Source organism: Sphaerisporangium sp. NPDC051011 (genome assembly GCF_040653595.1).
In the GTDB taxonomy this organism is placed as follows: domain Bacteria; phylum Actinomycetota; class Actinomycetes; order Streptosporangiales; family Streptosporangiaceae; genus Sphaerisporangium.
This window is the reverse complement of record NZ_JBFAGG010000032.1, coordinates 18632-36966: the sequence shown is the minus strand read 5'-3', so window position 1 is coordinate 36966 and position 18335 is coordinate 18632. Positions and strand designations below refer to the sequence as shown.

General features: G+C 71.5%; 20 protein-coding genes. 12 read left to right on the top strand and 8 right to left on the bottom strand.

Going from position 1 to position 18335, the window contains the following annotated elements; all coding sequences use genetic code 11:
- Positions 1 to 90 precede the first annotated feature (90 nt).
- Positions 91 to 1281 carry an NADP-dependent malic enzyme gene (locus tag AB0H21_RS40065; RefSeq protein ID WP_358527138.1) on the bottom strand — a complete coding sequence of 397 codons (1191 nt, stop codon included), beginning with the start codon at positions 1279 to 1281 and terminating at the stop codon, positions 91 to 93.
- A gap of 487 nt (positions 1282 to 1768) precedes the next feature.
- On the opposite strand from AB0H21_RS40065, the gene AB0H21_RS40060 reads away from it, so the two are divergent.
- Positions 1769 to 2311 carry a CGNR zinc finger domain-containing protein gene (locus tag AB0H21_RS40060; RefSeq protein WP_358527137.1) on the top strand — a complete coding sequence of 181 codons (543 nt, stop codon included), beginning with the start codon at positions 1769 to 1771 and terminating at the stop codon, positions 2309 to 2311.
- Here the strand turns inward: AB0H21_RS40060 and sodX are convergent.
- The gene (gene sodX, locus AB0H21_RS40055; RefSeq protein WP_358527135.1) at positions 2292 to 2609 is read right to left on the bottom strand and encodes a nickel-type superoxide dismutase maturation protease; all 318 of its coding nucleotides are present in this window, start codon (positions 2607 to 2609) and stop codon (positions 2292 to 2294) included. The two genes, AB0H21_RS40060 and sodX, sit on opposite strands and share 20 nt — an antisense overlap.
- A gap of 91 nt (positions 2610 to 2700) precedes the next feature.
- On the opposite strand from sodX, the gene sodN reads away from it, so the two are divergent.
- From sodN to AB0H21_RS40040, 3 genes are all read left to right on the top strand, one after another.
- Entirely contained in the window at positions 2701 to 3102 is a 402-nt protein-coding gene (gene sodN, locus AB0H21_RS40050; RefSeq protein ID WP_358527133.1) for a superoxide dismutase, Ni, read from the top strand.
- Positions 3103 to 3340: 238 nt separating this feature from the next.
- A complete protein-coding gene (locus tag AB0H21_RS40045; RefSeq protein ID WP_358527131.1) occupies positions 3341 to 3778 on the top strand; it encodes an anti-sigma factor in 438 nt (145 codons plus the stop codon).
- Positions 3775 to 4575 (top strand): RNA polymerase sigma factor SigF, encoded by an 801-nt coding sequence (locus AB0H21_RS40040; protein WP_114033944.1) that lies wholly within the window; start codon positions 3775 to 3777, stop codon positions 4573 to 4575. The genes AB0H21_RS40045 and AB0H21_RS40040 overlap by 4 nt, the downstream gene beginning before the upstream one ends.
- Positions 4576 to 4684: 109 nt before the next feature.
- On the opposite strand, the gene AB0H21_RS40035 is transcribed toward AB0H21_RS40040, so the two are convergent.
- Positions 4685 to 5062 carry a hypothetical protein gene (locus AB0H21_RS40035; protein WP_358527129.1) on the bottom strand — a complete coding sequence of 126 codons (378 nt, stop codon included), beginning with the start codon at positions 5060 to 5062 and terminating at the stop codon, positions 4685 to 4687.
- A gap of 60 nt (positions 5063 to 5122) precedes the next feature.
- Here AB0H21_RS40035 and AB0H21_RS40030 point away from each other — a divergent pair, with 60 nt between their 5' ends.
- Together AB0H21_RS40030 and AB0H21_RS40025 are read left to right on the top strand one after the other, a co-directional pair.
- Entirely contained in the window at positions 5123 to 6088 is a 966-nt protein-coding gene (locus tag AB0H21_RS40030; RefSeq protein WP_358527128.1) for a diacylglycerol kinase family protein, read from the top strand.
- Positions 6089 to 6377: 289 nt separating this feature from the next.
- Positions 6378 to 6632 carry a WhiB family transcriptional regulator gene (locus AB0H21_RS40025; protein WP_358527127.1) on the top strand — a complete coding sequence of 85 codons (255 nt, stop codon included), beginning with the start codon at positions 6378 to 6380 and terminating at the stop codon, positions 6630 to 6632.
- A gap of 135 nt (positions 6633 to 6767) precedes the next feature.
- Here AB0H21_RS40025 and AB0H21_RS40020 read toward each other — a convergent pair whose 3' ends face one another.
- On the bottom strand, positions 6768 to 8228 hold the full coding sequence (locus tag AB0H21_RS40020; RefSeq protein ID WP_358527126.1) for a histidine kinase N-terminal domain-containing protein: 1461 nt from the start codon (positions 8226 to 8228) through the stop codon (positions 6768 to 6770).
- Between the two features lie 69 nt (positions 8229 to 8297).
- Here AB0H21_RS40020 and AB0H21_RS40015 point away from each other — a divergent pair, with 69 nt between their 5' ends.
- The 5 genes from AB0H21_RS40015 to AB0H21_RS39995 all read left to right on the top strand — a co-directional run bounded on the left by AB0H21_RS40015 (position 8298) and on the right by AB0H21_RS39995 (position 13856).
- Positions 8298 to 9533, top strand: a complete 1236-nt coding sequence (locus AB0H21_RS40015) for an 8-amino-7-oxononanoate synthase (protein WP_358527124.1) — start codon at positions 8298 to 8300, stop codon at positions 9531 to 9533.
- Positions 9530 to 10273 (top strand): GntR family transcriptional regulator, encoded by a 744-nt coding sequence (locus AB0H21_RS40010; RefSeq protein ID WP_358527122.1) that lies wholly within the window; start codon positions 9530 to 9532, stop codon positions 10271 to 10273. Before AB0H21_RS40015 ends, AB0H21_RS40010 begins: the two co-directional genes overlap by 4 nt.
- 18 nt (positions 10274 to 10291) lie before the next feature.
- Positions 10292 to 11008 (top strand): dethiobiotin synthase, encoded by a 717-nt coding sequence (gene bioD, locus AB0H21_RS40005; protein ID WP_358527120.1) that lies wholly within the window; start codon positions 10292 to 10294, stop codon positions 11006 to 11008.
- 28 nt (positions 11009 to 11036) lie between these two features.
- Positions 11037 to 12035: a biotin synthase BioB gene (gene bioB / locus AB0H21_RS40000; protein ID WP_358527118.1), complete on the top strand. Its 999-nt coding sequence runs from the start codon at positions 11037 to 11039 to the stop codon at positions 12033 to 12035.
- Between the two features lie 174 nt (positions 12036 to 12209).
- Complete coding sequence (locus AB0H21_RS39995) at positions 12210 to 13856, top strand: acetolactate synthase (protein WP_358527116.1); 1647 nt, start codon at positions 12210 to 12212, stop codon at positions 13854 to 13856.
- A gap of 111 nt (positions 13857 to 13967) precedes the next feature.
- Here the strand turns inward: AB0H21_RS39995 and AB0H21_RS39990 are convergent, their stop codons facing one another.
- Together AB0H21_RS39990 and AB0H21_RS39985 are read right to left on the bottom strand one after the other, a co-directional pair.
- Entirely contained in the window at positions 13968 to 15698 is a 1731-nt protein-coding gene (locus AB0H21_RS39990; RefSeq protein WP_358527114.1) for a protein kinase, read from the bottom strand.
- A gap of 130 nt (positions 15699 to 15828) precedes the next feature.
- The gene (locus AB0H21_RS39985; protein ID WP_358527113.1) at positions 15829 to 16011 is read right to left on the bottom strand and encodes a hypothetical protein; all 183 of its coding nucleotides are present in this window, start codon (positions 16009 to 16011) and stop codon (positions 15829 to 15831) included.
- A gap of 126 nt (positions 16012 to 16137) precedes the next feature.
- On the opposite strand from AB0H21_RS39985, the gene AB0H21_RS39980 reads away from it, so the two are divergent.
- On the top strand, positions 16138 to 16533 hold the full coding sequence (locus AB0H21_RS39980) for a hotdog domain-containing protein (protein WP_358527111.1): 396 nt from the start codon (positions 16138 to 16140) through the stop codon (positions 16531 to 16533).
- 43 nt (positions 16534 to 16576) lie between these two features.
- Here AB0H21_RS39980 and AB0H21_RS39975 read toward each other — a convergent pair whose 3' ends face one another.
- Complete coding sequence (locus tag AB0H21_RS39975) at positions 16577 to 16795, bottom strand: biotin/lipoyl-binding carrier protein (RefSeq protein WP_358527109.1); 219 nt, start codon at positions 16793 to 16795, stop codon at positions 16577 to 16579.
- A gap of 92 nt (positions 16796 to 16887) precedes the next feature.
- Positions 16888 to 18255 (bottom strand): biotin carboxylase N-terminal domain-containing protein, encoded by a 1368-nt coding sequence (locus tag AB0H21_RS39970; RefSeq protein WP_358527107.1) that lies wholly within the window; start codon positions 18253 to 18255, stop codon positions 16888 to 16890.
- Between the last annotated feature and the right edge of the window lie 80 nt (positions 18256 to 18335).

The following is an 18335-nucleotide window of genomic DNA, read 5'->3' as shown; positions in this document are numbered from 1 at the left end:
TCCGCTGCCAGGCCTTATCGGTCAGTTCGCCACGCCTCACCACGAGGGATCATCTAACCGCAACCACCGTGATCATTTGTCAGACACGCCCTAGCGGCGGGCCACCCCGTCCAGGCGGGCCTGGTGGGCGACGGCCGAGGCGACCGCCGGGGCGACCCGCTCGTCGAACGGGCTCGGGATGATGTAGTCCGCCGTCAGATCGTCGCCGACGACGGACGCCAGCGCGTCGGCGGCGGCGACCTTCATGGACTCGGTGATCGCGGACGCCCGGACGTCGAGGGCGCCGCGGAACACGCCTGGGAACGCCAGCACGTTGTTGATCTGGTTGGGGAAGTCGGAGCGGCCGGTCGCCACGACGCGCGCGTGCCGCCGGGCGGCCTCGGGGTGGATCTCGGGCGTCGGGTTCGACAGCGCGAACACGATCGAGCCGGGGGCCATGGAGGTCACCGCGGCCTCGGGCAGCGTCGAGCCGGACAGGCCGACGAAGACGTCGGCCCCGGCGAGGGCCTCCTCGGTCGAGCCGGTGAAGCGGCCGCGGTTGGTGACCTCGGCCAGGGCCTGCTTGACGGGGTTCAGCCCTTCGCGACCCTCGTAGATCATGCCCTTGGAGTCGGCGACCGCGATGTCGCCGATGCCCGCGTTGAGCAGCATCCTGGTGACGGCCACGCCGGAGGCGCCCGCGCCCGCGACCACTGCGCGCAGGTCGCCGAGGGAGCGCCCGGTGAGGCGCGCGGCGTTGCGCAGCGCGGCGGTCACGACGATGGCGGTGCCGTGCTGGTCGTCGTGGAAGACGGGGATGTCGAGCAGCTCGCGCAGGCGGTCCTCGACCTCGAAGCAGCGGGGTGCGCTGATGTCCTCCAGGTTGATGCCGCCGAAGGACGGGGCGAGCCGGACGACGGTCTCGACGAGCTCGTCGACGTCGGTGCAGTCGAGGCAGATCGGCACCGAGTCGACGCCGCCGAACTGCTTGAACAGCAGCGCCTTGCCCTCCATGACGGGCATGGCCGCGGCGGGGCCGATGTCGCCGAGCCCGAGGACGGCCGTGCCGTCGGAGACGACGGCGACGACCCCGCCGACCCAGGTGTAGTCGTTGACGAGATCGGGCTGCTCGGCGATGGCGGTGCAGACCTGGGCGACGCCCGGCGTGTACGCGAGCGACAGGTCGTCGGCGTCGCGGACGGGGATGGTGGGACGGACCTCGATCTTGCCGCCGCGGTGCAGCGCGAACACGGGATCGACGTCGAGAGATTCGAGAGAAGCGGAGAACGGCGTGACTGCCACAGCGACCCCTGTGTCGTAAAGGACGGTTTCCTTCGGTGGACGCCGCAGCCAGCCGAGGGCCCCAGGCTTCTGTAGTCGCCGGGCGGCCGTCGCCGTTGACGGTCGTCTCGAGGGGGTACGGGGGTCACCCGTTGCTCGATTGTGCCACAAGGAAGGGCGCCCGCCATTGTGGGCCGTGCCACACCTGAGTGGCCGGCCGCCCAACGACACACGTTTCCAAGCGGACATATCTCTACTTACTCCCCCTATCAGCAGATACCCGCAGCGGTTCTCCAGATACCCCCAACGCCACCCGGCTCCCCGGAACCCCGTACCCGACGGCCTGCGCCCGTGCCCCACACCGCCATGAACGCCGGTCACGGCGTCTTGCGCGCCGGGCGGCGCCCGTCCTCCCGCGCCGGGGCGCCACGCCGTGTAATACTCGATGTAATACCTGGAAACAGTGACCATCTCTTACGCCCCATCTCTTACAACGCCTGGAACCCACGTGGACCTGACGTCATACGCCGAGCTGGCCGTGCTGCTCGTCAACAGCGACGAGCCGCTGGACTCGCTGGAGGACGCGCGCCGGTTCCTCGTCGAGGCGGGCCGCGGCAGGCACGCCGGGCGCCTCACCCGCGAGGACCTGCGCGTGCTGCGCGAACTGCGCCACGAACTGGCCGCCGTCTTCGCCGCGGCCGCCGAGCACGACGAGGACGGCGCCGTCGACAGGCTCAACGCCCTGCTGACGCGGCGGCCCGTCCACCCGCAGATCTCCCGCCACGACGGGCAGCGCTGGCACCTGCACCTCACCGAGGGCGGCCGGCTCAGCGACGAGTACGCCGCAGGCGCGGTCATGGGGCTGACCGCGCTGGTGACCGAGCTGGGCGTGGACCGTCTCGGCCTGTGCCAGGCGGCGCCCTGCCACCGCGTCTACCTCGACACCTCGTCCAACCGCTCGCGGCGCTACTGCTCCGAGCGCTGCGCCAGCCGCGCCAACGTCGCGGCCTACCGCGCCCGCCGCCGCGATCTCAGCGGCCGGCACGCCTGAGACGGCCCCGCCCGGGCGGCCAGTAGCGGAACAGGACGCGGCCCAGCACCTGCGAGGCGGGCACCGCACCGAAGTCCCAGCTGTCCCTGCGGCCGGGGGCCCGCTGGTTGTCGCTCTCCAGCCACCAGCCGTCCCCGTCCGCCCACGCCGCCCGCTTGACGATCATCGTGCCGGGGTCGCCGGGGAGCCGGGCGACCACGACGTCGCCGGGGCGGATCCGCGCCCGGCGGCGGACGACCAGCCAGTCCCCGGGCCGGAGGGCGGGCGCCATCGATTCACCCTCGACGCGGACCCTCATGGACGACATCCCCTTCCATTCCAGTGAATCAACGAGAGTAAGTTGGGACCCGGATAGCGCTGTCTGATATCAGCATCAAGGAAGGAAACCGATGCTCGCACGACTGTTGCGGCCTAGCCATGTCGCCTCCGCGCACTGCGACCTGCCCTGCGGTGTCTACGACCCCGCCCAGGCGCGCATCGAGGCGGAGTCCGTCAAGGCGATCATGCAGAAGTACGCCGACAACGACGACCCCGTGTTCCGCGCCCGCGCGCTGACGATCAAGGAGGAGCGGGCCGAGCTGGTCAAGCACCACCTGTGGGTGCTGTGGACCGACTACTTCAAGCCTCCGCACGTCGATCAGTACCCGCAGCTCCACCAGCTCTTCTGGGACGCCACCAAGCTGGCCGGCGCCGCCGGGGCCAAGGGCACCGTCGATGTGAGCAAGGCCGACGACCTGCTCGGAAAGATCGACGAGATTGCGAAGATCTTCTGGGAGACCAAGGCCGCCTGAGCCTTCCTGCCCGTTTCTGGCCTCGTGCGCTCAGCCGAACGCGCGAGGCCAGAGGCTTTCCGGTCCTCGGTACGCCCGGTCCCGCTTTGCGTCATATGAGAACGTAAGCAAAGGACAGCGGGACGTCAGGGAAACCGGCCGCAATTCCACAAGATCACGACTATCGGCGCGTCCCAGTCCTCCAACAGTGGACACGGGGCGGTAAGTTGCTAATCAGCAGCTCTGTGCGAGGAGGAACGTGACCGACGAGACAGCGACGCGTGCTGACGGCATCCACGGCGGGCTCGCCGGGATCCGTGACGCGGTGAGCGTGCGGCTGCCCGCCGCAAGTGCCTACCTGTCCGTGCTGCGCACGGCGACGGCCGGGCTCGCGGCGCGGCTCGATTTCACGCTGGACGAGATCGAAGATCTTCGCATCGCCGTCGACGAGGCGTGCGCCATGTTGCTCGGCCATGCCGTCCCGGGCACCGACCTGATCGCCGAGTTCGAGCTCACCGGCCAGGAGATGATCGTCCGGGTCGAGGTCAGCACGGTCGGCCACGCCGAGCCCAAACGCGATGACTTCGCCTGGATGGTGCTCACCGCCCTGGCCGACGACGTGGACGCCGAGACCGACACCCCCGACCGCATGGCGATCGTTCTGCACAAACGCCGAGGTTCTGCGAGGCTGTCGTGACGGAGAGGACCCGCGCCGTGGCCGGCAGTGACAGCACCGTCCCCGACAGGGTGCGGGCCCGAGGGTTGTTCGGCGAGCTGGCCGAGTTGCCGGCCGACGACCCGCGGCGCCAGCGCATCCGCGACGAGTTGGTCGAGCTCCACCTGCCGCTGGTCGAGTACCTCGCCCGGCGGTTCCGCAACCGCGGCGAATGGCTCGACGACCTCACGCAGGTCGCCACCATCGGCCTCATCAAGTCGATCGACCGCTTCGACCTGGCGCGGGGCGTCGAGTTCTCGACGTACGCGACGCCGACCATCGTCGGCGAGATCAAACGGCACTTCCGCGACAAGGGCTGGGCGGTGCGGGTGCCGCGCCGCCTGCAGGAGCTGAAGCTCTCGCTCACCAAGGCGATAAGCGAGCTGTCGCAGCGCCAGGGCCGCGCGCCCACGGTCGCCGAGCTCGCTGCCCACCTGCAGATGAGCGAGGAGGAGGTGCTGGAGGGCCTGGAGTCCGCCAACGCCTACTCCACGGTCTCGCTCGACGCCCCCGACTCCGGGGACGACGACGCGCCCGCCGTCTCCGACTCGCTCGGCATCGTGGACGAGTCGCTGGAGGGCGTCGAGTACCGCGAGTCGCTCAAGCCGCTGCTGGAGCGCCTGCCGCCGCGCGAGAAGCGCATCCTGCTGCTGCGGTTCTTCGGCAACATGACCCAGTCGCAGATCGCCACCGAGCTCGGCATCTCGCAGATGCACGTCTCGCGCCTGCTCGCCCGCACCCTGGCCCAGTTGCGCGAGGGTCTCACCGCCGAAGACTGACCTGTTCGGGGCGCGGCGGTGTTCTGGAGTCCTCACGCGCGAGGGCGGAAGAACGCCGTCTAAAGGGGCGCCCCGGACACGCCGAGCGGAGCGCGGCCAGAGGAACAGCTCACTCCTTGATCATGGCGCGGGTCGTCGGGGGTGCCAGCAGTGCCGCCAGACCCGCCAGCGCCAGCACGATCAGCGGTATCCCGAGCAGGTACTGCGCCGACTGCACCAGCGACACGGCGACCGGCAGCGCGAAGATCTGCGTGACCACACCGGGGGCCCGGCTCCACCGGGCCGCCTGGAGCACGCCCCACGCCACCCACAGCAGGGCGGCGCCGACGAGCACGCCGAACGCGGAGACGACGATCGAGCTCGAGACGTCCGACGGCGAGCCGACGATGGTCTCTACCCCGGCGTATCCGCCGAGACCGACGGCGGTCAGGCCCTCGACCGCGAGGACTGCGGCGGCGACGGGCAGGGTCGCCGGACGGTTCACCATATCGGGTCACCCTACTTGACCGGCGCGCCGGCCGCGTGACCGGTGGATACGCTGGGCCGCATGCGGGCACTCCTCCTGATCAATCCCAAGGCGACCTCCACCAACCGCCGGACGCGGGACGTCCTGATCCGCGCGCTCGGCGCGGCCGTCGATCTGACGGTGGAGCAGACCGGGTACCGCGGGCACGCCACGCTGCTGGCCGGGACCGCCCGCGCCAAGGGGTTCGACGTCGTGGCCGTCCTCGGCGGCGACGGCACGATCAACGAGGTCGTCAACGGCATGGCGGGCCAGGACGGCGACCGCCCGGCGCTGATCGTCATCCCCGGGGGCAGCGCGAACGTGTTCGCCCGCGCCCTCGGCCTGCCCAACGACCCGGTGGAGGCGACCGGCGCGGTGCTGGAGGCGATCCGCGAGGACCGCCGCCGCATGGTCGGCCTCGGCCTGGCGACCTGGGAGGACGGCGACTTCGCCCCGGACGACCCGCTCACGCCCCCGGGCAGCCGCTACTTCACGTTCTCCGCGGGAATGGGCTATGACGCCGAGGTCGTGCGGGCGGTCGAGGGGCTGCGCGGGGCCGGGTACAAGGCGTCTCCGAGCCGGTACGTCCACACCGCCCTGCGCCACTACCTCATGACCGACCGCCACCACCCGGCGCTCCGGCTGGAGCTGCCGCACCGGCCGCCGGTCGAGGGCGTCTTCATGGCCATCGTCTCCAACACCAGGCCCTGGACGTGGCTCGGGGACCGGCCGGTCAACCCGACACCGTGGGCGGCGTTCAACACCGGCCTGGACATGCTGGGGCTGCGGCGGCTGGGGCCGGTGGCGATGTTCAATGTGATCCGCCAGATCGTCGGGGACCGTGTGGGTCTGCCCCGGGGCGGGCATCTCGTCCATGTCCATGACGAGAAGGAGTTCACGCTGACGGCCCGTCGCCCGGTGGCGTTCCAGCTGGACGGCGATTATCTCGGAGAGCGGGAGCGGGTGAGCTTCCGCTCCGTTCCATCCGCGTTACAAGTTCTGGTCTAATCCGTCACATCGCGTCATAGTGTGATGCATCCGACAGCCATATCCGGCAAAACCTTCTCCCAAACCTCTTGCGTGACCTGGGCGTGCCTGAAAAGCTCAACACGACGTCGGAACGTAGGACGTTTGAGGATCGACCCAATGTCCTCAAAGGTCTGCGGCGATGACAGGAACTCCCCGGACCACCAACCCCCAAGGGCCGGGCAAAAGTTCGCTCTGGTTAGTGAAAGAGTTCACAAACATCCGTCATCCGGACGGAGCCGCAGGCTCCACCTACGAAGGAGTGGAACGCATGGACTGGCGCCACCGCGCTGCCTGCCGTGACGTGGACCCCGAGTTGTTCTTCCCGATCGGCAACACCGGCCCGGCACTCATGCAGATCGAAGAGGCCAAGCAGGTCTGCCGCAGTTGCCCGGTCGTGGACGCGTGCCTGAAGTGGGCCATCGAGTCCGGCCAGGACGCCGGCGTGTGGGGTGGCCTCAGCGAGGACGAGCGCCGCGCCCTCAAGCGCCGCACCGCCCGCGCCCGCGCCCGCGCGGGTGTCTGAAGCCTCCTTGCTACAGCGCCCCCTCGGAAAGACATCTCGGAGAAAACGCCTCCGCACCGCCCCAGTGCCGTGGCCGTACGGAACACGCCCGGCGTCGCCTCGCGCGACGGCCGGGCGTAGCAGTACCGGACCATCCTACGAGGCCGGCTGCACGGGGATGGTCAGCGAGACCTCCGTCCCTCCGCCCACGCGCGGCCTGACCGCCAGGCGCCCGGACAACTCCCCCACCACCAGCGTGCGGACGATCTGCAGGCCGAGGCTCGTGGACGCGTCCAGGTCGAACCCGTCGGGCAGCCCCTGACCGTCGTCGGCCACGACCAGGTCCAGCCGCTCCTCCGTGCGCGACACCATGACCTTGATGCTGCCGCTGCCGTAGGCGAAGCCGTGCTGGACGGCGTTCTGGATCAGCTCGGTGAGCACCATCGCCATCGGGGTGGCCACCATCGCGGGCAGCATGCCGAAGCTGCCGACCCTGCGCGGCATCACGTTGGCGGCCGAGACGTCGCCGGTCATCGAGATGACGCGGTCGGCGATGTCGTCGAAGTCGACGATCTCCTCGGGAGTATGGGAAAGGGTCTCGTGCACGATCGCGATCGAGCCGACGCGGCGCACGGCCTCCTCCAGCGCCTCCCGTCCCTCCGGAACCTGCAGCCGGCGCGCCTGGAGCCGCAGCAGCGCGGCCACCGTCTGCAGATTGTTCTTCACCCGGTGGTGGATCTCGCGGATCGTCGCGTCCTTGGTCAGCAGCTCGCGCTCGCGGCGGCGCAGCTCGGTGACGTCGCGGATCAGCACCAGCGCGCCGATGCGCCCGCCCCCGACGATGAGCGGGATCGCCCGCAGTTGCACGACGTTCGCCCCGGCCTCGACCTCGGTCTCCCGCGGCGCGCGCCCGCTGGCCACCAGCATGAGGTCTTCGTTGATGGGCTCGTCGGAATAGCACAGCGCGGCCGTCGTCTTGCCGAGCTCCGACCCGACGAGGTCGGCGTTGAGCCCCAGCCTGCGGTACGCCGACAGCGCGTTGGGCGAGGCGTAGGTGACGCGACCGGCGCGGTCCAGCCGCAGCAGGCCGTCGCCCACCCGGGGGGACCGGACGAGGACCGGCCCCTCCTCGGGGAAGGGGAAGCGGCCCTCGGCGACCATCTGCGCCAGGTCGGAGGCGCTCTGCAGGTAGGTCAGTTCCAGGCGGGAGGGCGTGCGCGCCGAGGAGAGGTTGGTGGAGCGCTGGATCACGGCCACGAAGTGGTCGTCGCGGCGCACCGGGATCGTCTCCTCGCGCACCGGGACGCCGCTGGACCAGTCCGGGTCGCCCTCCCGGCAGATGCGGCGCTCGCTCCAGGCGGTGTCGATCAGCGGACGCTCGCCCGCCGCCACGATGGAGCCCACCACGTCGTCGTGGTACACCGTCGGGCCGGTCGTCGGCCGCATCTGCGCGACGGCCACCCACGCGGACTCGTCGTGCAGCGGGATCCACAGCACCAGGTCGGCGAAGGACAGGTCGGCGAGGAGCTGCCAGTCGGAGACCAGCGACTGCATCCACTCAAGGTCTGCGGGATCGAGGGTCGTGTGGCGCGTGACCAGGTCGCTGAGAGTCGGCACGTGTGCATCATGCGTGCTGAGGCCCATCCAATGCGAATCGACCACCCCCGTCCTGGGAAGATTCCTCGGATGGAGGACAATATGGTGTCGGCCGGTCACACGGGGCGTCCGGAGGGCGCGACGGAACCGGCCACCGGCACGAGTGTGATCATGAACAGCGACCCCCTGGAGCGGTTGCGCACGGCCGCCGCCGCGCGTGAGGCGGCGGGGCTCCGGCGTGCCCTGCGCCCGCGCACGCCCGATCACGACGGCCTGCTGGACCTCGCCTCCAACGACTACCTCGGCCTGTCACGCGACCCGCGGCTCGCCGAGGCCGCCGCACGGGCCGCGCGCGAGTGGGGCACGGGCTCCACCGGATCGCGGCTGGTCACCGGCTCGACGACGCTGCACGCCGAACTGGAGCGGCGCCTCGCGTCCTTCATGGACGCGCCCCGCGCGCTGGTCCTGTCCTCCGGCTACCTGGCCAACCTCGCCGCGGTGGCGACGCTCGGCGCGGGCGGGCTCGTGGTCAGCGACGAGGGCAACCACGCCTCGATCATCGACGCCTGCCGGCTGTCGCGCGGCCGGGTCGTCGTCACCCCGCACAAGGACGTCGAGGCGGTCGAGAAGGCGCTCGCCGACCGCACCGAGAGCCACGCCATCGTCGTCACCGACGCGGTCTTCTCCGTGGACGGCGACCTGGCGCCGCTCGCCGGCCTGCACGCCGCCGCCGCGCGTCATGGCGCGCTGCTGGTCGTGGACGAGGCGCACTCCCTGGGCGTCACCGGTGAGGACGGGCGCGGGGCCGTGCACGCGGCGGGTCTGGCCGGCGCCCCGGACGTTGTGAGAACCGTCACACTGTCCAAGTCCCTCGGCTCGCAGGGAGGGGCCGTGCTGGGCGCGCCCGAGGTGGTGGAGGCGCTGGTCGACACCGGGCGGGCGTTCATCTTCGACACCGGCCTCGCACCGGCCTCCGTGGCGGCGGCCCTCGCGGCTGTTGATATGGTGAGCGACCATCCTGACCTGCCGGGACGCGCGCGTGCCAACGCCCGCGCGCTGGCGGGCGCCGTCCGGGACCGCGGCTTGGCCACCGCGGAGCCGGCGGCGGCGGTCGTGCCCGTCGTGCTCGGCCCTCCGGAGGCCGCCCTCGCCGCCGCCGCGGTGCTGGCGGACCACGGAGTGCGGGCCGGGTGCTTCCGCCCGCCTTCGGTGCCGGCCGGCCGGTCTTGTCTGAGGTTGACCGCACGGGCCAACCTGAGTTCGGATGATCTCGCGGTGATCGGACGCGCGCTCACCGCAGTGGCCGAGATGAAGGTGAGCGTGTGACGGAAGATTCTCCCCGGGTTCCGAAATACTACGACGTCAAGAGAAACCTGCTGGAACTCACCAAGTCTCTGCCCGCCGGCGCGGCCCTGCCGCCCGAGCGCGCCCTCGCCGTGCGCTTCGAAACCTCCCGCACGACCGTGCGGCAGGCGCTGACGGAGCTGGTCATCGAGGGACGCCTGCTGCGCATCCAGGGCAAGGGCACCTTCGTGGCCCAGCCGAAGGTCGCGCAGGTGCTGCAACTGACGTCGTACACGGGAGATCTGCGGACGGTCGGCCTCGAGCCCGACACCAAGATCCTTGACATCAATTACATCACGGCCGACGAGACCCTCGCGCGACGTCTGGGCATCAACCCCGGCGGCCGCGTGCTGCGCATCCACCGCCTTCGCCTGGCCAACGGCGAGCCGATGTCGATCGACACCACCCACCTGTCCGCCCGGCGCTTCTCGCGGCTGCGGCGCGAGCTGGAGGTGCACTCCTCCCTCTATGAGACGCTGCACAACGCCTACAACGTGCAGCTCACCGACGCCGAGGAGATCATAGAGACCGTCCTGGCGACGCCGTACGACGCGCAGATCCTCGGCGTGGACGTCGGCCTGCCGATGCTGCTGCTCACCCGGCACGCCTTCGACGCCGAGGGCCACCCGGTGGAGTGGGCCCAGTCCCTCTACCGGGGCGACCGGTACAAGTTCGTGACGCGCCTGCGCAGGCCGCCGGAGCCGGGGCCTCCGGCGGGATGAGGCTCTAGGGTGGTGCCGGTGAGCGTCCTGGTCGTCACCGGCACCGGCACCGGCGTAGGCAAGACCGTGGTCACCGCCGCGGTGGCCGCGCTCGCCCTCGCGCGCGACGTGCCCGTCGCCGTCGTCAAACCCGCCCAGACCGGCGTCGCGCCCGGCGAGCCCGGCGACCTGGACGAGGTGATCCGCCTGTCCGGCGTGACCACCACGTTCGAGCTGGCCCGCTACCCCGACCCGCTGTCCCCGGCCGCCGCGGCCCGCCACTCCGGCCTCCCGCCCGTGTCGTTGGACGCGGCGGCCGACCGGATCGCGGAGCTGGCCGAGACCCACCGCCTGGTGCTGGTCGAGGGCGCGGGCGGGCTGCTGGTGCGCTTCGACGAGGAGGGCGCCACCATCGCCGACCTGGCCCGCCGGCTGCGCGCGCCCGTCCTGCTCGTGGCCGAGGCCGGGCTCGGCACGCTCAACCACACGGCCCTGACCCTGGAGGCGCTCGCGGGCCGCGGCCTGGACCTGGCCGGGGTGGTGATCGGCTCGTGGCCGCGCGACCCTGGGCCGGCCGAGCGCAGCAACGTCACCGACCTGGAGACGCTGGCCGCCCGTCCCCTCGCGGGCGCGATGCCCGAGGGGTCCGGTTCACTGGACCTGACGGAGTTCGCCCGTGTTGCCCGGCGCGGACTGGGATCCCCGCTAGGCGGTGGGTTCGACCCTTCTCGGTTCCGGGCAGCCCTTAGTCTGTGACGCAACCGACAAGGGAGCAGCAGGACCGATGAGTATGGACATCTTGGAGATCGCCCGGGTTCAGGTGCTCGAAGAGGGCCGCGGTCTCTCCGCCGACCAGGCCCTGCGTTGCCTGGAACTCCCCGACGAGCGCCTGCACGAGTTGCTGGCGCTCGCCCACGAAGTGCGCATGAAGTGGTGCGGCCCCGAGGTCGAGGTCGAGGGCATCGTGTCCCTCAAGACCGGCGGCTGCCCGGAGGACTGTCATTTCTGCTCCCAATCGGGGCAGTTCACCTCCCCCGTCCGGTCGGTGTGGCTGGACATCCCCTCGCTCGTCCGCTCCGCCGTCGAGACGGCCGAGACTGGCGCCACCGAGTTCTGCATCGTCGCCGCCGTGCGCGGTCCCGACCGGCGGCTGATGGACCAGGTCCGCGAGGGCGTCAAGGCCATCCGCGAGGCCGTCGAGATCAACGTCGCCTGCTCGCTCGGCATGCTCACCCAGGCCCAGGTCGACGAGCTGGCCGAGATGGGCGTCCACCGCTACAACCACAACCTGGAGACCGCGCGCTCCCACTTCGGCCAGGTCGTCACCACCCACACCTGGGAGGAGCGGTGGCAGACGTGCGAGATGGTCCGCGCCGCCGGCATGGAGCTGTGCTGCGGCGGCATCATCGGCATGGGCGAGACACGCGAGCAGCGGGCCGAGTTCGCCGGCCAGCTCGGGGAGCTCGCCCCCGACGAGGTGCCGCTCAACTTCCTCAACCCCCGCCCGGGCACGCCGTTCGCGTCCTTCCCGCTGGTCGAGGGCCCGGAGGCGCTGAAGACAATCGCGACGTTCCGGCTGGCGCTGCCCCGCACGATCCTGCGGTACGCGGGGGGACGCGAGCTTACGCTCGGCGACCTCGGCACCCGCGAGGGCATGCTCGGCGGCATCAATGCGATCATCGTCGGCAACTACCTCACGACGCTGGGCCGCTCCCCCGAGAACGACCTGGCGCTCCTGGCGGACCTCAAGATGCCGATCAAGGCCCTGTCGCAAGCTCTGTGACCCTGGAGTCGGCCCTTGAGCGGGCGCCGGACGGCTCCTGAGCCCATCCTGAACAGACAGGGCCTGAACAGACAGGGCCTGAACAGACAGGGCCTGAACAGGTGCCGGGTAGGCGTTCGACGGCCCGGCGCCCGCTCAAGGATTGACCGGGCACAGAGAAGGTAAGTTCACGACATGGAGTCTGCAAAGCACGCCGGCGACATCGCGGTCGCCGTCTCACGAGCATACGGCGCCGACGTCATGTTCACCTTGTCGGGCGGCCACGTCTTCCCGTTGTACGACGGGGCCGTCCACGAGAAGATGCGCATCGTCGACGTGCGGCACGAGCAGAGCGCGGTGTTCGCGGCGGAGGCGACGGCCCGGCTGACGCGGCGGCCGGGCCTCGCGGTGCTGACCGCCGGGCCCGGCATCACCAACGGCGTCAGCGGCGTGGCGACCGCCCACTTCAACGGCTCGCCCGTGGTGGTCATGGGCGGCCGCGCCCCGCAGTCGCGGTGGGGGTCGGGCGCGCTGCAGGAGATGGACCACCCGCCGCTGTTCGAGACCATCACCAAGCTGGCCTTCACGGCGGGCGGCGCGGACTCGATCGGTCAGGACGTCGAGATGGCCTTCCGCACGGCCATCGCCCCGCACCGCGGCCCGGTGTTCCTCGACTTCTACATGGACCACCTGTTCTCGCCCTCCCCCGCGCACGAGGCCGAGACGCTGACCCCGTCCCCCCTCGAACCGGACTCCGACGCGCTCGCCGAGATCGCGCGGCTGATCTCCGAGGCCGAGCGTCCCGTCCTCGTGCTCGGCTCCGACGTCTGGATGGACCGCGCCGAGGAGGCCGCCCGCGACTTCGCCGAGGCCTACCGCCTGCCGGTGATCCCCAACGGCCAGGGCCGCGGCATCCTGCCCTCCGGGCACGAGCTGCTGGTCACCCGGGCGCGCGGCATGGCCTTCTCCCAGGCCGACCTGGTCATCGTCGCGGGCGCCCCGCTCGACTTCCGCCTCGGCTACGGCTTCTTCGGGGGCAGGGACGGCGCCCCGCTGGCGAGGGTCGTCCACCTCGCCGACGCGCCGTCGCAGCTCGCCACGCACGTCGGCACGGCCGCCTCCACGGCCGGGGACCTGTCGCTGCTGTTCTGGGGGCTGCGCTCGGCGTGCGGCGAGGCGGGGGTGTCGCCGAAGGCGTACGCCGCCTGGCTGACGCGCCTGGCGGAGGCGTCCGCGGCGGCCATCGCGGGCGATGCCGAGCTGCTGGAGTCCGAGGCCGATCCGATCCACCCGATGCGCATCTACGGCGAGCTGAACCGCGTCCTCGACGACGATGCCGTGGTGATCGGCGACGGCGGCGACTTCGTGTCCTACGCCGGCAAGTACATCGAGCCGCGCAGGCCGGGCCGCTGGCTGGACCCCGGCCCGTACGGCTGCCTCGGCACCGGGCTCGGCTACTCGATCGCCGCCCGCCTCGCGCGGCCGTCCTCGCAGGTCGTGCTGCTGCTCGGCGACGGCGCGGCCGGGTTCTCGCTCATGGACGTCGACACGCTGGTCCGTCACAAGCTGCCGGTGGTCATGGTCTGCGGCAACAACGGCATCTGGGGGCTGGAGAAGCACCCCATGCAGATGCTGTACGGCTACGACGTGGCCGCCGAGCTGCAACCGCAGTGCCGGTACGACCAGGTGGTGACCGCCCTCGGCGGCGGCGGCGAGCTGGTGACCTCTCCTTCGGAGATCGGCCCCGCGTTGCGTCGCGCGTTCGACTCGGGCGTGCCGTACATGGTGAACATCGCCACCGACCCGGCCATCGCCTACCCCCGGACGACGACCGGCATCTGAGCCTCGCCCGCGGATGGCCTCAGGCGGGCCTGAGACCATCCGACCCGGTGGCGGGAGAAACCCTCGTAGGGGAACACACCCGCCGCCGGGGCCTGTGGTTGCGCGTGGGACTCAGGGGGCGGTGACCGACGGAGAGGGCGACGGGCTCGGGGTGGGGCTGGGCTCGCCGCCGCAGTCGATTCCCTGCGCCACGACGATCGTCACGGGCTTGTCGACGGCCCAGGACGTGCCCGCGTTGGGGAGCTGGTCCAGCACGCGCGTGCAGCCCTGGTCGCTCGGCTCGCCGTAGATGTCGACCTTGACCTTGAACCCGGCGGCCTGGAGCTTGGTCTTCGCCAGGTTCTCGGTCAGGTTGATCACCGGGGGGATGGACTTCTTGACCTGCGTCTTGGTCGGGCTCGGGGAGGCCGACGGCGAGCGTGTACGGGTGGCGCTCGGGGACGGCGAGGGCTCGGTGGGGGTGGACGTGCCCGGCTCCTCAGAGGTCTGCGGGGGAGGAACCTGCTGGTGCTCGCGGGTGGCCGTCGGGGACGCCTTGGGGGGACGGGTGGTCCGGGTGGGGGACGGGGAGCTCTCGGTCGCCGTCGCCGTGGCCCCGGCGTTCACCTTCGCCGCCGCGTCGCTGCCGGCCATCTGGTTGACCATCACCGCGCCGACGCCGCCGAGCAGCGCTCCGGCGACGATGACGCCGACGATCAGTCCGGGCCTGGTCCTGCGCTGCGGCGCGGCGGCCCGGCGTCCGCGACCGCCACGCTGGCCGGGAGGCGGGCCGGGCGTGCCGGGCGTCGCCGCGGAGTGCACGGTCGTACCGGCCGTCTGGGGGGAGGCGGACGTCGGCATGATGTAGGGGGGCGGCGTGGGGCCGGCCGGGGCGTTCATCCGCGTGCCGGTCTCCGGAGACGCCAGGTAGGCGCCCTGGGTGTGGGTGCCCGGATGCCCCGCAGGGCCGGCCGCGCGGACCGGGGACGCGATCATGCCGGTCAGCCCGGAGACCGCCGCCGAGCTGCCGGTGTCCGCCAGCAACGCCTGCCGTGCGGCCATGCTCATCTCGGCGGCGCTGTGCCAGCGGCGCGCCGGGTCCTTGGACAGGGCGCGCTCGACCACGTGGCGGACGGCGGGCGGCACGTCCGCGGGCAGCGGGGGCGGCTCCTCGCGGATGTGCTTGAGCGCGATCGTCACCGGGGTGTCGCCGTCGAACGGACGGTGCCCGGCCAGGCACTCGTAGGCGACGACCCCGAGCGCGTAGAGATCGACGGCGGGCGTCACCGGCTGACCCTCGGCCTGCTCGGGGGCGCAGTAGGCGGCGGTGCCGAGCACCATGCCGGCGTCGGTCAGCCGGTGGCCGGCGTCCGCGCGGGCGATGCCGAAGTCGGTGAGGATGAGCGTGCCGTCCTGGCGGACCAGCAGATTGCCGGGCTTGACGTCGCGGTGGACGATTCCCATGTCGTGCACGGCCTGCAGGGCCGAGGCGGCCTGCGCGATGAGCTCCATGGCGGGCTCGGCGCCGATGCGGACGAGCCGCGTCAGCAGGCGGTCGAGCGGCTCGCCGTCGACGAACCGCATCACCAGGTACGCGGTCGGACCGGCCCCCGGGACGTCGCTCACGCCGTAGTCGTAGACGTCGACCACGCCCGGGTGGTTGATCGTCGCCATCGCGCGCGCCTCCCCCTGGAAGCGCGCCGCGAAACCCGGGTCGTCCATCCGGCCCGGTAACAACACTTTCACGGCCACGGTGCGCGCGAGAACGATGTCCTCCCCGCGCCACACCTCGCCCATTCCGCCGGCCCCGAGACGGACGTCCAGACGGTAACGTCCTGCCAGCGTGGTCCCTTGGGCCACCATGTCTCCCCCGCTAACCCCAATCCATGTAACCCGACGCCACCCCGGAGTTCTCCAACAAAGCGGACTTATGTCGCGCCGAGGTCACGCCAGTATCACAAAACCCTGTGTTCACCTTGCGCGCGCCGGGGTGTCAGTACGACGTCACGCCGTGTTCGACGCAGCGGGCGGACCAGCCTCGCGGGGTCACCTGCACCACGAGCCGGCGACGACACGCCGGGCAGTAGCGAGGCGGCTCCATGAGCCGCGCGTCGCGGCACGCGGAATGATCACCGTCTCCTTCGAGACGTCCGCAGTGGTCGCAGTACGGGCTCACGCGAAAAGCGTATTCCATCGTTCCCTGCCAAGGCCGTCATCTGGTGAAGGTGGTACGAGAAGGCGTGAACGGCCATCCCCGCGACGAGACACCCTGAAGGGGGTCATCCCCCTTAGGCTGGCGCCCATGACGATCGATCCCGGACTGCGCGCCGAGCTGCTTTTCATGGTCGAACGGTCGGACACCGCCATCAAAGTGGGCAGCGGCGACGTGCCGGTCCTCGCCACCCCGCGGCTGCTCGCCATCGCCGAGGCGGTGACCGTACGCGCCGTCCAGGACCACCTGGCCCCCGGGCAGACCTCGGTCGGGACCAAGGTGACGCTGGAGCACCGCGCGGCCAGCCCGGTGGGCACACACGTCGAGGTGGCCGCCGAGCTGGTCGAGGTGGACGGCAGGCGCCTCGTCTTCGAGGTCACGGCCCGCGACGCCGCACGGACGGTCGCCACGGCCACCATCGAGCGCGTCGTGGTGGACCGCGAGCGATTCCTGGCCCAGTCGGTCAGACCGGGCCCGTCCAGATGATCCGCCGCCGGGCGGGCGTCTCCGGCTCACGGGAAGGCCCCGCTCAGGACGCCTCGATGACGGCGATCAGGTCGCCTTCCTGGATGACGTCGCCCTCGGCGACCTTGAGGCCCGTGACGACGCCGGAGTCCTCGGCGAGCACCGGGATCTCCATCTTCATCGACTCCAGGATGACCAGCGTGTCGCCCTCGTTCACGCTGTCGCCCTCGGCCACGACGACCTTCCAGACGTTCGCCACCATTTCAGCGCGTACTTCCGCCACCGGAACTCCCCTCAATCAATGATCTTCACTTGACCGGCGTGCTGTGCCCATCGTCCCAGCCCCGGCCCGTCCTCTGCCCGGCACCGGCGGCGTCACGCGCGCATGCGGGCGACCAGGCCGGTGTCATAGTCGCCGGCGGCGAACTCGGGGTTTCCGAGCAGCTCGGCGCAGAACGCGAGGTTGTTCTTGGGCCCTTCGATGCGGAAGGCCGCCACGGCCGCGCGGGCCCGCTCCAGCGCCTGCGCGCGGTCGGCGCCGTGGACGCAGAGCTTGGCCATCAAGGGATCGTAGAAGGGCGTCACCACGTTTCCCGCGGCGTATCCGGAGTCGATCCGGATGCCGGGGCCGCTGGGCTCCTCCCAGACGTCGATCTTCCCGGGGCCGGGGAAGAACCGCCGGGAGTCCTCGGCGTACACCCGCAGCTCGATCGCGTGCCCGCGCGGCTCGACGGCCTGCCCGCCCGAGGCCGCCGCGGCGAAGCCGACCGGCTCGCCCGCCGCCACGAGGATCTGCTGCTCGACCAGGTCCACCCCGGTGACCAGCTCGGTGACCGGGTGCTCGACCTGGAGCCGGGTGTTCATCTCCAGGAACACGAACTCCTGCCGGTCGGCGTCCACCAGGCACTCGACCGTGCCCGCGCCGCGGTAGCCGACGGCCTCCCCGGCGCGCACGGCGGCCTCCAGCATGCGCGCGCGCAGCTCAGGGGTGATTCCTGGCGAGGGGGACTCCTCGACGACCTTCTGGTGGCGCCGCTGGACCGAGCAGTCGCGCTCGCCGAGCGCCACCACCGTGCCGTCCGCAGTCCCGTCCGCGAGGCCCAGGATCTGCACCTCGACGTGGCGCGCGCGCTCGACGAAGCGCTCCAGCAGGATGGCCGTCCCCCCGCCGAACCGCTCGGCCGCGCGGGAGGCGGTCTCGAAGGCACGGGTCAGCTCGGCGTCGTCGCGGGCGACGCCCATGCCGATGCCGCCCCCGCCGCCGGCGGTCTTCACCATCACCGGGTAGCCGATCTCGGCGGCTGCGGCGAGCGCGCCCGCGATGCCGGTGACCGGCTCGCGCGTGCCCGCCGCAACCGGCACCCCGGCGCGCTCCATGAGGTTGCGCGCGTTGATCTTGTCGCCCATGCGCTCGATGGCGTCCGGGGAGGGGCCGATCCACACCAGCCCCGCCTCCCCCACGGCCCGGGCGAACGCGGCGTTCTCGGCGAGGAAGCCGTACCCGGGATGGACGGCGCGGGCGCCGGTCGCGCGGCACGCCTCCAGGACCCGGGCGATGTCGAGGTAGCTCTGAGCGGGGGCCGCGGGGCCGAGCGCGAACGCCTCGTCGGCCTCGGCGACGAACGGCAGGTCGGCGTCGGCTTCGGAGTGCACGGCGATGGCCCGCAGGCCCATGGCCCTGACCGTGCGGATGATCCGCCGCGCGATCTCTCCGCGATTGGCCACCAGAACGCTGTCGAACATCGGCCGCACTCCCTTCGATGGATCACCACCCTACGGCCGGAGCGTTCTCAGAACCCTTCGCGCGAAACCACCGATCCCCC